We start from the raw sequence: 13,076 nt of genomic DNA, 5'->3' as shown, positions 1-13,076 counted from the left end.
CGGATGCGACCACCAGATGGCACGGCTGTTCACCAGAACGGGAACGGGAAACGGAACGGAACGGGAGCGGGTCGGCACCGAGGTGTCCCGGACGCCCCGCCCGGGCGCCCGGAACCACGGCTCACTGGGGATTCCCAGTGGGTTCCCGCTCTGTGCCCTGAGTTTCGTCCAGATCAGACGGTGACGCCATGGGCAATCCGACCCATTGCATCAGGATATCCTGACGCCTCCGACCGAGCCTCAGTTCCCGGCGACCAGGTCTCCGAATCCCATCGGCGGCACGACGTCGAGTTGGTCGTACGTGCACTCCCCGGGTGACTTGTCCGGCCGCCACCGCACGAAGCGCGTGGTGCCACGGAACCGACCACTGGTCATGATCGTGTAGCCGACCTCGACGACTCGCTCGATGCGCAGCGGCACCCACGACTGGTCGCGCGTCGCGTTCCATCGGTTGGGTGCGCCCGGCATCGCACTCCCCGGGCCCGCCTCGGCCGCGGCATGTGCTTCGGCGTCGTACCACTTGCTCCACGGATGTCGTGAGAAGTCGTCCTCGACCAGCGGTGCCAACTCCTCGGCGAGTTCTTCGCGGAACGTCGCCTTGAAGCTTGCCGACACGCCGACGTGTCGCAGCTCGCCGTCCGCGGTGTTGATGCCGAGGAGGATCGAGCCCACACCCTTGCCGTCCTTGTGCCAGCGGAACCCGGTCGCCACGCAGTCGGCGGTCCGTTGGTGCTTCACCTTCTTGAGCACGCGCTTGTCGGGTTCGTAGACGCCGGCCGGGTCCTTGGCGATCAGCCCGTCCAGACCGGCACCCTCGACGCTGCGGAACCACTCGGCTGCGAGCTCGTGATCAGAGGTGACCGGCGTGACGTGGACCTGTCTGCCGGGCGTGACCGCCTCCTCGAGGAGCGCACGGCGCTCGGCGAACGGCGTCGCCATCAGCGAGCGGTCGCCGAGGGCCACGAGGTCGAACGCCACGAAGGTCGCCGGCGTCTTCTCGGCCAACATGTTCACCCGCGACTCGGCCGGATGGATGCGTTGGCCGAGCGCGTCGAAGTCGAGGTGGTCGTCCACGGCGACGACGATCTCGCCGTCGACCACGCACCGGTCGGGCAGCGCGGCGAGCAGCGGCTCGATCATCTCGGGGAAGTAGCGGGTCAGCGGCTTCTGGTTCCGGCTGCCCAGCTCGATCTCGTCGCCGTCGCGGAAGACGATGCAACGGAAGCCATCCCACTTCGGCTCGAAGAGCCAGTCCCCCCTCGGGATCCCGTCGTTCGGCTTCGCCAGCATCGGCTTCAGCGGGAACGGCACCGGGAGATCCACGGGGTCGACGTTACGCGGTGCCGTCCGGGTCTCGCCGCGGGTGGTGGGTCCCGGGGACGGCGCCGTGGACCCAGTCGGCAGCATCGCCCGCCACGAAGTCGTCGAGACTCCAGGTGCCCGGCTCGACGAGCGAGCGCGTCGGTCCGGTGAGGAGGTAGGCGTCGGCGTCGACGGTGCCGTCGGCGATCTGCACGGTGACGCTGGTGCGCGTGTACTCCGGTCCTTCGAAGCGGTCGAGCACGTCGAGTCCGTCGTCGTCGACCTCGATGAGCGATCCGACTGTGGTCGACGCTGCGTCGACCACGAGGCCGGGGTATGCCGCACCGCGGAGCACCGCCGCTCGGTGTCCGCGGAGCGTCGCCGGGGTGGCCGGGACCGGTCGGCCGACGAGGCCGGCCAGCAGCGGTGGATGTCGGAGCGTGCCGTAGACGAAGAGCCGATGCGTCGTTCCCATCGCCGTACACTCTGGCTCGTCATGGCCGACGACGAGCTACCCCCGCCGCCACCGCCACCGCCGTCGTGGGGTCCGCCTCCGGCGCCGACGGGTGGCACCGACGACCGCACCCTGGCCACACTCGCCCATGCCGGCCAGATCGTCGGCGGTTTCGTCGTTCCGCTCATCATCTACCTCATCAAGAAGGACGAGTCCCCCTTCGTCGCCGACCAGGCTCGAGAGGCCCTCAACTTCTCGATCACCGTGGTGCTCGCGATGTTCGTGTCGTTCCTGTTGATGCTCGTCCTGATCGGCTTCCTCCTGTTCTTCGTCGTGATGGCCGGCACGATCATCTTCCCGATCCTCGGCGCCGTCGCGGCCAACCGTGGTGAGTACTACCGCTATCCGATCTGCATCCGGCTGGTGACCTGAACCACCGGGCACCCACGGCATTCCTGTCGCGAGAAACGTGCCCGGTAACCTCCGGCGCCATGGCCGAGCACTCCATGTCGGAACGGATCGCAGACCTCGAGGCGAAGAAGGCTGAGGCGCGTCAACCCGGCTCCGAACGCTCGATCGCACGCCAGCACGAGCGGGGCAAGATGCTCGCCCGCGAGCGCATCGAGTACCTCCTCGACGAGGGCAGCTTCCACGAGATCGACCTGCTGTCGCGACGCCCGATGGAGTCGAGCTTCGACGACCGCCCCTACACCGACGGCGTCATCACCGGTTGGGGCACGGTCGACGGCAAGAAGATCTTCGTCTTCAGCCAGGACTTCACCGTCTACGGCGGCGCCCTCGGCGAGACGTTCGCCAAGAAGATCCACAAGCTGATGGACATGGCGCTCAAGGTCGGCGCACCGTTGATCGGACTCAACGACGGCGCCGGCGCCCGCATCCAGGAGGGCGTCGTCTCGCTCGACCAGTACGGCGGCATCTTCTTCCGCAACGTGAAGGCCAGCGGCGTCACCCCCCAGATCAGCGTGATCATGGGCCCGTGCGCCGGCGGCGCCGTCTACTCCCCCGCGATGACCGACTTCGTGTTCATGGTCGAGGACACCTCGTACATGTTCATCACCGGACCCGACGTCGTGAAGACCGTGACCGGCGAGGACGTGACACAGCAGGAACTCGGCGGCTCGGACGCCCACGCCGCCAAGTCCGGCGTCGCCCAGTTCGAGGCCTCCGACGACAAGGCCGTGCTCGACGACGTCAAGTTCCTGCTCTCGTTCCTGCCGTCGAACAACCTCGAGGAGCCACCGGTCCTCGACACCGGCGACGACCCGGACCGGCAGTGCCCGGCGCTGAGCGAGATCGTCCCGACGAACCCGAACCAGCCCTACGACATGAAGGCGGTCATCGGCGAGATCGTCGACGACGGCGAGTACTTCGAGTACGCCGCCAAGTGGGCACCGCAGATCACCTGTGGCTTCGCTCGCATGGCCGGACGCCCCGTCGGCATCGTCGGCAACCAGCCCATGGCCATGGCCGGCGTCCTCGACATCGAGTCGTCCGAGAAGGCCGCCCGGTTCGTGCGCACCTGCGACGCGTTCAACATCCCGCTGCTGACCTTCGTCGACGTCCCCGGCTTCATGCCCGGCGTCGACCAGGAGCACAACGGCATCATCCGCCACGGCGCCAAGCTGCTCTACGCCTACTGCGAGTCGACCGTCCCGCGGATCCAGGTCATCACCCGCAAGGCCTACGGCGGCGCCTACGTGGTCATGAACTCGAAGTCGATCGGTGCCGACTACGCCATCGCGTGGCCGTCGGCCGAGCTCGCCGTCATGGGCGCTGCCGGCGCCGTCGAGATCGTGGGACGGCGCGAGATCGCCGAGGCCGACGACCCCGATGCCAAGAAGGCCGAGCTGGTCGAGGAGTACTCCGAGAAGTTCCTCAACCCGTACGCCGCCGCAGATCGTGGCTACGTCGACGACGTGATCGACCCCGCCGACACGCGGCGCAAGATCAACGCCGCCCTCGACATGCTCGCCTCGAAGCGCGAAGAGCTCCCCGCCCGCAAGCACGGCAACGTGCCGCTGTAGTCGGACGCCGACGCTGATGGACATCCGCCCCGTTCCCACCGACGAGGAAGCCGCCGCGATCGCAGCAGCGATCGAAGCCGGCTGGCCGCGTCCAGCGGCCGACGACGGTGGTACCGAGGTGCCGCGGTGGCGCTTCTCCGGGCGCTGGTGGGGCAAGCCGATCCCGCTGCGGCGTCGCCGACCCTGGTGACCACGTCACCGTGACCGCCGAGATCGCGTCCGCTGAGGCCGGCAACGCCGAAGTCACGACCGTCGGTCATGACATGGCGGTCGTGCACGAAGGCACGACGGTGCGGCGTCTCCACGACCTCGCTCCGGACACCGAGCACGAGGTCGACGGGATCACCTTCCGAACGCTGCCGCGCCCCGATGGCGAGCTCCTGTGCCGGTTCGCGACGACCAACGACGTCCACTTCGGTGAGACCGAGTGTGGTCACCTCGACGGCATCGACACCGGGCCACCGATGTCGGTCGGACCGGGCGAGCGGCCGTACCCCACGACGATGAACGAGGGTGCGGTGAGCGAGATCGCCGCCATCGACCCGGCCGCGGTCGTGGTCAAGGGCGACCTCACCACCAACGGCACGATCGAGGAGTACCAGCAGTTCCTCGACTGCTACGCAGCGGCCTTCGGCGATCGCCTCCACCACGTACGCGGGAACCACGACGGCTACCACGGCGCCACCTTCGCGGCGACGCCGACACAACAGATCGACCTCCCCGGCGTGACGATCGCGCTCATCGACACGACGATCCCGAGAGCCGCGACCGGCACGGTCACCGACGAACAGCTCGAGTGGCTCGGCGACGTCGCCGCCGCAGCCGACCGTCCGGTCCTGGTCCTCGGCCACCACCATCCGTGGGACCCCGCGTCGGCCGAGCGTCCCGACGGCTACTTCGGCATCCATCCGGATGCCTCCGAGGCACTGGTCTCGGTGATCGCCGCCCACGACTCGATCCGTGGCTACTTCGCCGGCCACACCCACCGGAACCGGCGGCGGACCTTCGCTGCGACCGGCGACGTTGCCTACGTCGAGGTCGCCTGCGTCAAGGACTTCCCCGGAGCCTGGGCCGAGTACCAGGTCTTCGAAGGTGGGATCCTCCAGATCATGCATCGGATCTCGACGCCCGAGGCACTCGAGTGGACCCAGCGGACCCGGTCGATGTTCTTCGGCGCCTACCCCCAGTACTCGTTCGGGAAGCTGACCGACCGCTGCTTCGCCATCGAGACATGACCGGAATCCCGAAGCCGGCGCTCGACGGCCTCCGCGTCATCGACATCTCGACGGTCCTCGCGGCGCCGGCGTGCGCCCGCTACCTGGCCGACTTCGGCGCCGACGTCATCAAGGTCGAACGCCCCGGCGTCGGCGACGGGACCCGCAACATGTTCCGCCGCCACCCCGACGACGACGTCACCTACTTCTGGAAGCTCCTCGGGCGTGGGAAGCGAACGATCGAGCTCGACCTGAAGTCGGACGAGGGCCGCGACACCCTGCTGCGCCTGTGCGCGACCGCCGACGTCCTGGTCGAGAACTTCCGGCCCGGCACGCTCGAGCGACTGGGGCTGGGACCCGATGTCCTGCTCGCCCGGAACCCCGACCTGGTGATCACCCGGGTCAGCGGGTTCGGACAGACCGGCCCCTACGCCGGCCGAGCCGGGTTCGCCACGTTGGCCGAGGCGATGTCGGGGTTCGCGTCGTTGTCGGGCGAACCCGACGGGGCACCACTGTTGCCCCCGATCGCACTGACCGACGAGATCACCGGCCTCACCGCGGCCTTCGCAACCATGGTCGCGCTCCACTCCGGCGTGGGTCAGGTGGTCGACGTGAACCTGCTCGAGTCGCTGTTGCAGATCATGGGTCCACTCGTGTCGGCGGCCGCGGTCGAGGGCTACGAACAGCCCCGCCTGGGCTCGGGCGTCCCCTACACCGTCCCGCGTGGCACCTGGCAGTGCAGCGACGGCGAGTGGGTCGCCGTGTCGACGTCGGCCGAATCGGTCGCTCGGCGGGTGCTGGCCCTGATCGGCCTCGACGACGACGAGTCGCTGCACAGCTTCGAGGGTCGGGTCGCGGCTCGCGACCGGATCGACGCCCGGATGGCCGACTGGATCGGCGCCCGCACCCGAGACGACGTGCTTGCGGCGTTCGACGAAGCCGAGGCTGCCGCCGCGCCCGTCTATTCGATGAACGACGTCCTCGCCGATCCCCACGTCCGGGCGCGCGGTTCGGTCGTCGACGTCGACGGCACTCCCATGCAGGGCCTCGTCGCCACACTGTCGGCCACGCCCGGGCGCATCCGCTGGGCGGGGCGCCCCCAGGGGGCCGACACCGACGAGGTCCTCGCCGAGCTCGACGACGACTGAGGCCGACGGACCGCATGTTCGCAACGTGCCGATCGGCACGTTGCAGTACGGAAACGGACCGGTACGTACCGATCGGCACGTTCGAGTCGGCACGTTCGAGTCGGCACGTTCGGGGTCGACGGACGACGGCTACGACGGCCGGCGCCGCACGATGCCCGAACTCAACGCCTCCGGCATCGGGGGCCGACGGCTGTGACGTCGAGTTTGCGGTGCGATCAGTGAACCGCGACCTCGATGCGATCGCGATCCCACTCCTGGGCGGCGACGAGTGCCGCCGCGGCGCTGGCCTGGACCGACTCGGCGTCGAGGCCGTGGCTGGGATACGACGCCACGCCGGCCTGGAAACGGCGAGGACCGATGGTCCCTGCGATGTGGCGGCGAAGCCGTTCGGTCGTCCACACGGCGCCGTCCTCGCCGGTGTCCTCGAGCACCGCGACATAGACGCCGTCGTCACGTCGGACCACGACATCGGACTCGCGGAGCGTCGCCTCGGCGGCGGCGGCGACCAGCCCCGCGGGGACCGGACCGTCGGCCGATCCGACGATGAGGATGTGCACGACCGACAAGGGACGGAGGGCTCGACGAGCGATGGCGATCCGACCCCGGAGCGTCGTCTCGAGGAACTCGCCTTCGAGCAACTGCGCCGACAGGTCCTCCTCAGCGTCTGGGTCGTGCGCCGAGTCCCGCACCGGTGCAGCAGCGACCTCGGGTTGACGTTCCGGGGCGGGCGGCATGCGCAGGTCGATGGCCGCGGCCGTCTCTCGCTCGGCGGGCGTCTCCGGCGACCACAGCGCGAGGACGGCCGCGACGGCCGCGCAGAGTCCGGCGAGCAGGGCAGCAGCGGAGTGGTTGGTGACGGCCGCGAAGATGCCGAAGGCCGCGGCCGCCGCAGCGACGACTCGGAGCACCCCGCCCTCGCGCACCGGCACCCGGATCAGTCGCTCACCAGGTCGAGGATCTCGCCCATGATCTTGGTGAGGTCGAAGTCCTTGGGGGTGTAGACGGCAGCGACGCCACCGTCGAGGAGCGGCTTGCGGTCGTCCTCCGGGATGATCCCGCCGGCGATGACCGGTGCGTCGACACCGTTCTCGCGGAGGAGACGCACGGTCTCGGGGATGAGCTGGAGGTGGCTGCCCGACAGGATTGAGAGGCCGATCGCGTCGACGTCCTCATCGGCTGCGACCGAGGCGATCTGCTCGGGCGTGAGACGGATGCCCTGGTAGATGACCTCGAAGCCGGCGTCGCGGGCGGCGACGGCGATCTGCTCGGCACCGTTGGAGTGACCGTCGAGGCCGGGCTTGGCAACGAGGAGGCGGGGTGGGCCACCCGGGCGGACCTTGACCCGCTCGGCCACGGCACGCAGGCCGTCGCTCGTGGGGCCGAAGCCGCTGGCGGCGGAGACACCGGTCGGGGCCCGGTACTCACCGAAGACCTCACGCAGGAGACCCGACCACTCGCCGGTGGTGCCGCCGGCGTGGGCGAGGTCGATGGTCGCCGGCATGATGTTCTCGCCCGACTCGGCGACACGACGGACCTCGTCGAGCGAACGCTTCACCGCGTCGCTGTCGCGGTTGGAACGCCACTGCTGGACGTCGGCGATGAGCTCGTCCTGCACGGCCGGGTCGACCTTCATGATCGAGTCCTCGCCTCCGAGGGGCGAATCAGCGGTCTCGGTGTACTTGTTGACGCCGACGACGACCTGATCGCCCGACTCGATGCGACGGATGCGCTCGGCATGGCTACGGACCAGACGGCCCTTCATCTCGTCGATGGCCTCGAACGCTCCCCCGAGGTCCATGATCTCGGTCATCTCAGCCCACGAGGCCTCGACCAGATCGGACGTCATCTTCTCCATGACGTGCGATCCGTCGAAGATGTCGCCGTACTCGAGCAGATCGGTCTCCTCGGCCAGGACCTGCTGCACCCGCAGCGACCACTGCTGGTCCCAGGGGCGAGGGAGACCGAGCGCCTCGTTCCACGCCGGCAGCTGGATCGACCGCGCCCGAGCGTTCTTCGAGAGGGTGACGCCGAGCGCCTCGAGGACGATGCGCTGCACGTTGTTCTCGGCCTGTTGTTCGGTGAGGCCGAGGCTGTTGACCTGCACGCCGTAGCGGAACCGCAGCGCCTTCTCGTCGGTGACGCCGTAGCGCTCACGGCCGATGCGCTCCCACAGTTCACCGAAGGCCCGCATCTTGGCGGTCTCCTCGACGAAGCGGATGCCGGCGTTGACGAAGAAGCTGATCGAGCCGAAGACCTGCGAGAAGCGGTCGTCGGCGACCTGGCCCGACTCCTTCACGGCGTCGAGCACACCGATGGCGTTGGCGAGGCTGTAGGCGATCTCCTGGACCGGCGTCGCCCCGGCTTCCTGCAGGTGGTAGCTGCACACGTTCATGGGGTTCCACTTCGGGATCCACTCGGCACAGAAGGCGATCATGTCGACGATCAGACGACGGCTGGGGAGCGGCGGGAAGATGTAGGTCCCGCGGCTCAGGTACTCCTTGACGATGTCGTTCTGCGTTGTGCCGCGCAGCTGCTTCGACTCGACACCGTGCTTCTCCGCATTGGCGACGTAGAGACCGAGCATCCACGCCGCCGGCGCGTTGATGGTCATCGACGTGTTCATCTCGCCCTGCGGGATGCCGTCGAGCAGTGTCTCCATGTGGCCGAGATGGACGACCGGCACGCCGACCTTGCCGACCTCACCGCGTGCGAGGACGTGGTCGGGGTCGTAGCCCGTCTGCGTCGGGAGATCGAACGCGATCGAGAGCCCGGTCTGCCCCTTGGCCAGGTTGCCCCGGTACAGCTCGTTCGACGCCTTGGCGGTCGAGTGACCGGAATACGTCCGCATCATCCACGGGCGGTCCTTGGGGCGGGGCTCACTCGCTGCGCTCATACCCCCATTGTCCGCCACGGGCGAGGTCGCACGCCACCTGCGCCTGGCCTCCCCGCACCCCCACGACCTCGTTCTGGTGAACCGTCGCGTCATCTGACGGTGTCGTGTGACCACCAGAACGGGTGTGTGGGGACGGTCGGGCTCGGGTCAGGGGACGAGGACCGCCTTGCCCACGAGTCGGTGCTCGAGCAGGTCCGAGAGGGCGTCGCCGACCCGGTCGAGCGGGTAGCTCGTCGGCTCCGGCGGCGTCAGGCGTCCGGTCTCGACCATGGCCAGCGTGTCGGACAGCAGGACCCGCTGTTCGCGACCGTGGCCCATCGCCCAGGCACCCCAGTCGACGCCGACGACCGAGCGGTTGCGCAGCAGCACCTGGTTGGTGGGCAGCTTCGGGATGTCGCCGCGGGCGAACCCGATGACGCAGAGCCGGCCGAACTCCCCCATCGCGCGGAGCGCCGGTTCGGTGAGGTCGTGGCCGACGGGGTCGAACACGACGTCGACACCGCCGCCGGACAGTTCGCGGGCTGCGGTCTTGAGGTCGACCTCGGAGTAGTTGATCGTCTCGTCGGCGCCGGCCACGGTGCATCGCTCGAGTCGCTCGTCGGACGACGCAGCAGCGATGACGGTCGCGCCCAGCGCCTTCCCGTACTGGATCGCGGCGATGCCGACGCCGCCAGCAGCACCGAGCACGAGGAGTGACTCGCCCGACGACAACGCCGAACGACGACCCAACGCGAACGCCACGGTGCAGTAACTCTGGGTGAAGGCGGCGGCTGCGGCAGACGACATCTGATCGGGGACGTGAGCCAGCGCGTCCGGGGTGGTGGCGACCGCCGAGGCGAAGCCGCCGAGCCCGACGCTGGCCAGCACGCGGTCGCCGACCTTCCACCGGGTGACGTCGTCGGCGACAGCACTGATCGTCCCGGCGACCTCGTTTCCCGGCACGAAGGGCAGGGGCGGCTTGATCTGGTACTCCCCGGCGACGAACAGTCCGTCGACGTAGTTCACGCCGGCGGCCTCGACGTCGACGATCACCTGTCCGGCCGATGGTTCGAGGTCCGGTCGCTCCTCGACGACGAGGCTCGACGGTGGACCAAGTTCGTTGCAGACGACCGCGCGCATGCCCCGAGTCTCGCAGTCGCGGGTCGAGGCGTGGACACCTCGACACGCCATCGACCTTGTGGCACACCATTCGCCACTTTGTCGTCAAGGTTCGTTGCTCGCGTGCCGATGGAGGGTCATGTCGAACGCCGTCACCCACCACAGCCGATCGATCGCGAAGCAGACCCTGTTGGGAGTCATCGCCGCACTGGCCCTCGTGGCCGGAGCGAGCATGGCGCTCGCTGCCGACGGCGACGGGACGGAGGAGCCTGCGACCACGTGTCCCGAGACGGGCGACACGACGACCACCGCAGTCGAGGACGATGCCGCTGCGGAATCCGATGTCGAGACCGACGTCGAGACCGATGACGAGTGTGAGCCGACGTCGACCACGGTTGCCGACGACCCGGAGTCCGACGAGGACGATGGCGACGAGGGAGACGACGGGGAGTCGGAGGAGACCGACGAGGAAGACGAGGCAGACGACGTCACCGACGACACCGGCGAGGAAATCGCTGACGAGACCGACGGTGACGACGAGTTCCGCAACCACGGCGAGGCCGTGAGCAAGGCCGCCCGCGAGGACTGCGAACCCGGCCCCGGCCACGGTGCATGCGTCTCCGAGGTCGCTCGGTCGAACGCCGGCAAGCACGGGTCCGAAGACGGCGACGACGAGGTCGACGACGAGAGCGACGACGACGACATCGACGACTCGACCGAATCGACCGAATCCACCCGGACCGAGAAGCCGGCCAAGGCCGCCAAGGGCAACGGGGCGTCCAAGGGCAAGGGCCACAAGGGCTGACGACGAGGGTCGATCGACCCATCAAGGTCTCTCGACGCCACGACGATCATTCGACCATGACCACATCCATCTCCCGGGCCGTCCGCCTCGCCGCAGCGGCAACGCTGTCGACGCTCGCCGTCCTCTCGGGTGGCGACGCCAGCGGCGTGGTGCAGTTCCCGACTCAGGCGAACGCCGTCGGAACGGGCAGCCTCAACGCCGGCCCCAACCGGGCCACGTAGTCCGCTCGGGGAACGTCGATCGCCCCGAGCGACACCAGGTGGTCGGTGGTCCACTGGACGTCGAGCAGGCGACCGACATCGTCCTCACGCAGGATCTCGACCAGCGCGACCAAGGCGACCTTCGAGGCGTCCCGTGCCTGGTGGAACATCGACTCACCGGCGAAGAGACCGCCGATGCTCACCCCGTAGAGCCCGCCCACGAGGCGATCACCGTCGTAGGTCTCGACGCTGTGGGCCCAGCCCATCTCGTGGAGCCGACGGTACGCCGAACGGATGTCGTCGGTGATCCAACCGCTCGGCCGGCCGGGGTCGGCGCACGCCGCCACCACCTCGTCGAACGCCGTGTCGACACGGACCTCGTAGCGACGGCACGACGCACGCAGGGAACGAGAGACCTTCAGGGACTCGAGCGGCAGGACACCGCGGGGGTCGGGCGACCACCAACCGAGCGTCTGCCCGCCATCGACGTGCATCGGGAACAGACCGGTGCGGTAGGCGTGGAGCACCGTGCCCGGCTCGAGGTCGCCACCGATGCCCGCGACGCCGTGCTCGTCGGCGTCGCCGGGTCCCGGCAGGTGCCATTGGCACGGAGGTGGCTCGATGCGCACAGCGGCGATTGTCCCCGACAGCGGTGGTTCTGAACGAACCACGAACGGGGATGTATGGGAGGCAACGTCACCGCCACCGTCACACACGAGGAGATCCCATGGACAACAAGACCCAGAACAGCGCAGCGACCGGCGAGCGCGGCTACGCCCGTGGCGTCTACATCCCGGGCATCGTCGTCGTCATCCTCCTGGTCGTCCTCCTGCTGGCCGTGCTCTAGATCCGTCCCCACCACGCGAACGAGGCCGGGCCCACTGGGCCCGGCCTCGTTCGCGTCCTGTCAGCGGCGATGGCCGCGCAGGGATCAGTAGTCGTAGAAGCCGGCGCCGGACTTCCGGCCGAGGTGCCCGGCGACGACCATGCGACGCAGCAGCGGGACCGCGGCGTAGTTGGGGTCGCGGAACTCGTCGTAGAGGGCGTCGAGGATCGAGAGCGAGGTGTCGAGGCCGACGAGGTCGAGCAGCGCCAACGGGCCCATCGGGAAGTTGCAGCCGCCCTTCATGGCGGCGTCGATGTCATCGCGGTTCGCGGTGCCGTTCTCGAGCATCCGCACCGCGTTGTTGAGGTACGGGAAGAGGAGGGCGTTGACGATGAAGCCGGCGCGGTCCTCGACGAGCACCGGGCCCTTGCCGCATGCCTCGGCGAACTCGCGCACCTCGGCGATGGTCTCGTCCGAGCTGATGAGGGTCTTGATGATCTCGACCAGGCTCATCATCGGTGCCGGGTTGAAGAAGTGGACGCCGCACACGCGCTCGGGGCGGGAGGTCTTGACCGCCATCTCGATGACCGGGAGCGTCGACGTGTTGGTGGCGAGGATGGCCCCGTCCTTGCAGACACGGTCGAGTTCGTCGAACAGTTCGAGCTTGGTGTCGAGGTCTTCGACGACCGACTCGATCACCAGGTCGCAGTCGGAGAGGTCGGACAGGTTCGAGGTGGCCGAGACCCGGGCGACGGCAGCCGTGGCGTCGGCTTCTTCCATGCGGCCCTTCGAGACCAGCTTCTCGAGTGACTTCTGCATGGCGGCGACGGTGGCGTCGGCCGACTCCTGCTTCCGTGACCGGAGCACCACGGTGAAGCCCGAGGTGGCCGCAACCTGTGCGATACCCGAACCCATGATTCCCGAACCGATGATGCCCACAGTCTTGATCGTCATGGCCGGACACCGTACCGACTGACCTTCGGACGCTCGTAACCGCGAAACTGTCCGCATCGCAGATCTCCACCTGATCCCCACCGGCTACGAGCGGCTCCTGCCGCCCGGCGTCCAGATGACCGTGCGTTCACGGCGGC

The 13,076-nt window shown here is 68.7% G+C and carries 14 protein-coding genes; 7 read left to right on the top strand and 7 right to left on the bottom strand.

Annotated features, from left to right (window positions below):
* Positions 1-240 precede the first annotated feature (240 nt).
* Together AB8619_RS01850 and AB8619_RS01845 are read right to left on the bottom strand one after the other, a co-directional pair.
* On the bottom strand, positions 241-1,323 hold the full coding sequence (locus AB8619_RS01850) for an ATP-dependent DNA ligase (RefSeq protein WP_436794758.1): 1,083 nt from the start codon (positions 1,321-1,323) through the stop codon (positions 241-243).
* A gap of 10 nt (positions 1,324-1,333) precedes the next feature.
* Entirely contained in the window at positions 1,334-1,777 is a 444-nt protein-coding gene (locus tag AB8619_RS01845; protein WP_436794757.1) for a gamma-glutamylcyclotransferase family protein, read from the bottom strand.
* 21 nt (positions 1,778-1,798) lie between these two features.
* On the opposite strand from AB8619_RS01845, the gene AB8619_RS01840 reads away from it, so the two are divergent.
* Genes AB8619_RS01840 through AB8619_RS01820 form a run of 5 tightly spaced genes read left to right on the top strand, consistent with a single transcriptional unit; the run spans position 1,799 to position 6,163 of the window.
* Positions 1,799-2,188 (top strand): DUF4870 domain-containing protein, encoded by a 390-nt coding sequence (locus AB8619_RS01840; RefSeq protein ID WP_436794756.1) that lies wholly within the window; start codon positions 1,799-1,801, stop codon positions 2,186-2,188.
* Between the two features lie 59 nt (positions 2,189-2,247).
* A complete protein-coding gene (locus tag AB8619_RS01835; protein WP_436794755.1) occupies positions 2,248-3,801 on the top strand; it encodes an acyl-CoA carboxylase subunit beta in 1,554 nt (517 codons plus the stop codon).
* Between the two features lie 16 nt (positions 3,802-3,817).
* Complete coding sequence (locus AB8619_RS01830; protein ID WP_436794754.1) at positions 3,818-3,991, top strand: hypothetical protein; 174 nt, start codon at positions 3,818-3,820, stop codon at positions 3,989-3,991.
* Positions 3,992-4,001: 10 nt separating this feature from the next.
* Positions 4,002-5,036, top strand: coding sequence for a metallophosphoesterase family protein (locus AB8619_RS01825; protein ID WP_436794753.1), 1,035 nt, complete (start codon positions 4,002-4,004; stop codon positions 5,034-5,036).
* Positions 5,033-6,163, top strand: coding sequence for a CaiB/BaiF CoA transferase family protein (locus AB8619_RS01820; RefSeq protein WP_436794752.1), 1,131 nt, complete (start codon positions 5,033-5,035; stop codon positions 6,161-6,163). The genes AB8619_RS01825 and AB8619_RS01820 overlap by 4 nt, the downstream gene beginning before the upstream one ends.
* A gap of 215 nt (positions 6,164-6,378) precedes the next feature.
* On the opposite strand, the gene AB8619_RS01815 is transcribed toward AB8619_RS01820, so the two are convergent.
* From AB8619_RS01815 to AB8619_RS01805, 3 genes are all read right to left on the bottom strand, one after another.
* The gene (locus AB8619_RS01815; protein ID WP_436794751.1) at positions 6,379-7,092 is read right to left on the bottom strand and encodes a hypothetical protein; all 714 of its coding nucleotides are present in this window, start codon (positions 7,090-7,092) and stop codon (positions 6,379-6,381) included.
* 5 nt (positions 7,093-7,097) lie between these two features.
* Complete coding sequence (locus AB8619_RS01810) at positions 7,098-9,056, bottom strand: protein meaA (protein WP_436794750.1); 1,959 nt, start codon at positions 9,054-9,056, stop codon at positions 7,098-7,100.
* 147 nt (positions 9,057-9,203) lie between these two features.
* Positions 9,204-10,175: an NADPH:quinone oxidoreductase family protein gene (locus AB8619_RS01805; RefSeq protein ID WP_436794749.1), complete on the bottom strand. Its 972-nt coding sequence runs from the start codon at positions 10,173-10,175 to the stop codon at positions 9,204-9,206.
* Between the two features lie 118 nt (positions 10,176-10,293).
* On the opposite strand from AB8619_RS01805, the gene AB8619_RS01800 reads away from it, so the two are divergent.
* Together AB8619_RS01800 and AB8619_RS01795 are read left to right on the top strand one after the other, a co-directional pair.
* Positions 10,294-10,959, top strand: coding sequence for a hypothetical protein (locus AB8619_RS01800; RefSeq protein WP_436794748.1), 666 nt, complete (start codon positions 10,294-10,296; stop codon positions 10,957-10,959).
* Between the two features lie 56 nt (positions 10,960-11,015).
* Positions 11,016-11,180: a hypothetical protein gene (locus AB8619_RS01795; RefSeq protein WP_436794747.1), complete on the top strand. Its 165-nt coding sequence runs from the start codon at positions 11,016-11,018 to the stop codon at positions 11,178-11,180.
* Here the strand turns inward: AB8619_RS01795 and aat are convergent.
* Together aat and AB8619_RS01785 are read right to left on the bottom strand one after the other, a co-directional pair.
* Complete coding sequence (aat, locus tag AB8619_RS01790; protein WP_436794746.1) at positions 11,123-11,788, bottom strand: leucyl/phenylalanyl-tRNA--protein transferase; 666 nt, start codon at positions 11,786-11,788, stop codon at positions 11,123-11,125. The genes AB8619_RS01795 and aat overlap by 58 nt on opposite strands.
* A gap of 302 nt (positions 11,789-12,090) precedes the next feature.
* Positions 12,091-12,939, bottom strand: a complete 849-nt coding sequence (locus AB8619_RS01785; RefSeq protein ID WP_436794745.1) for a 3-hydroxyacyl-CoA dehydrogenase family protein — start codon at positions 12,937-12,939, stop codon at positions 12,091-12,093.
* Positions 12,940-13,076 lie beyond the last annotated feature (137 nt).

Source organism: Actinospongiicola halichondriae, from assembly GCF_049103745.1.
GTDB classification, from domain to species: domain Bacteria; phylum Actinomycetota; class Acidimicrobiia; order Acidimicrobiales; family Salinilacustritrichaceae; genus Salinilacustrithrix; species Salinilacustrithrix halichondriae.
This window is presented reverse-complemented; position numbering and strand designations above follow the sequence as displayed.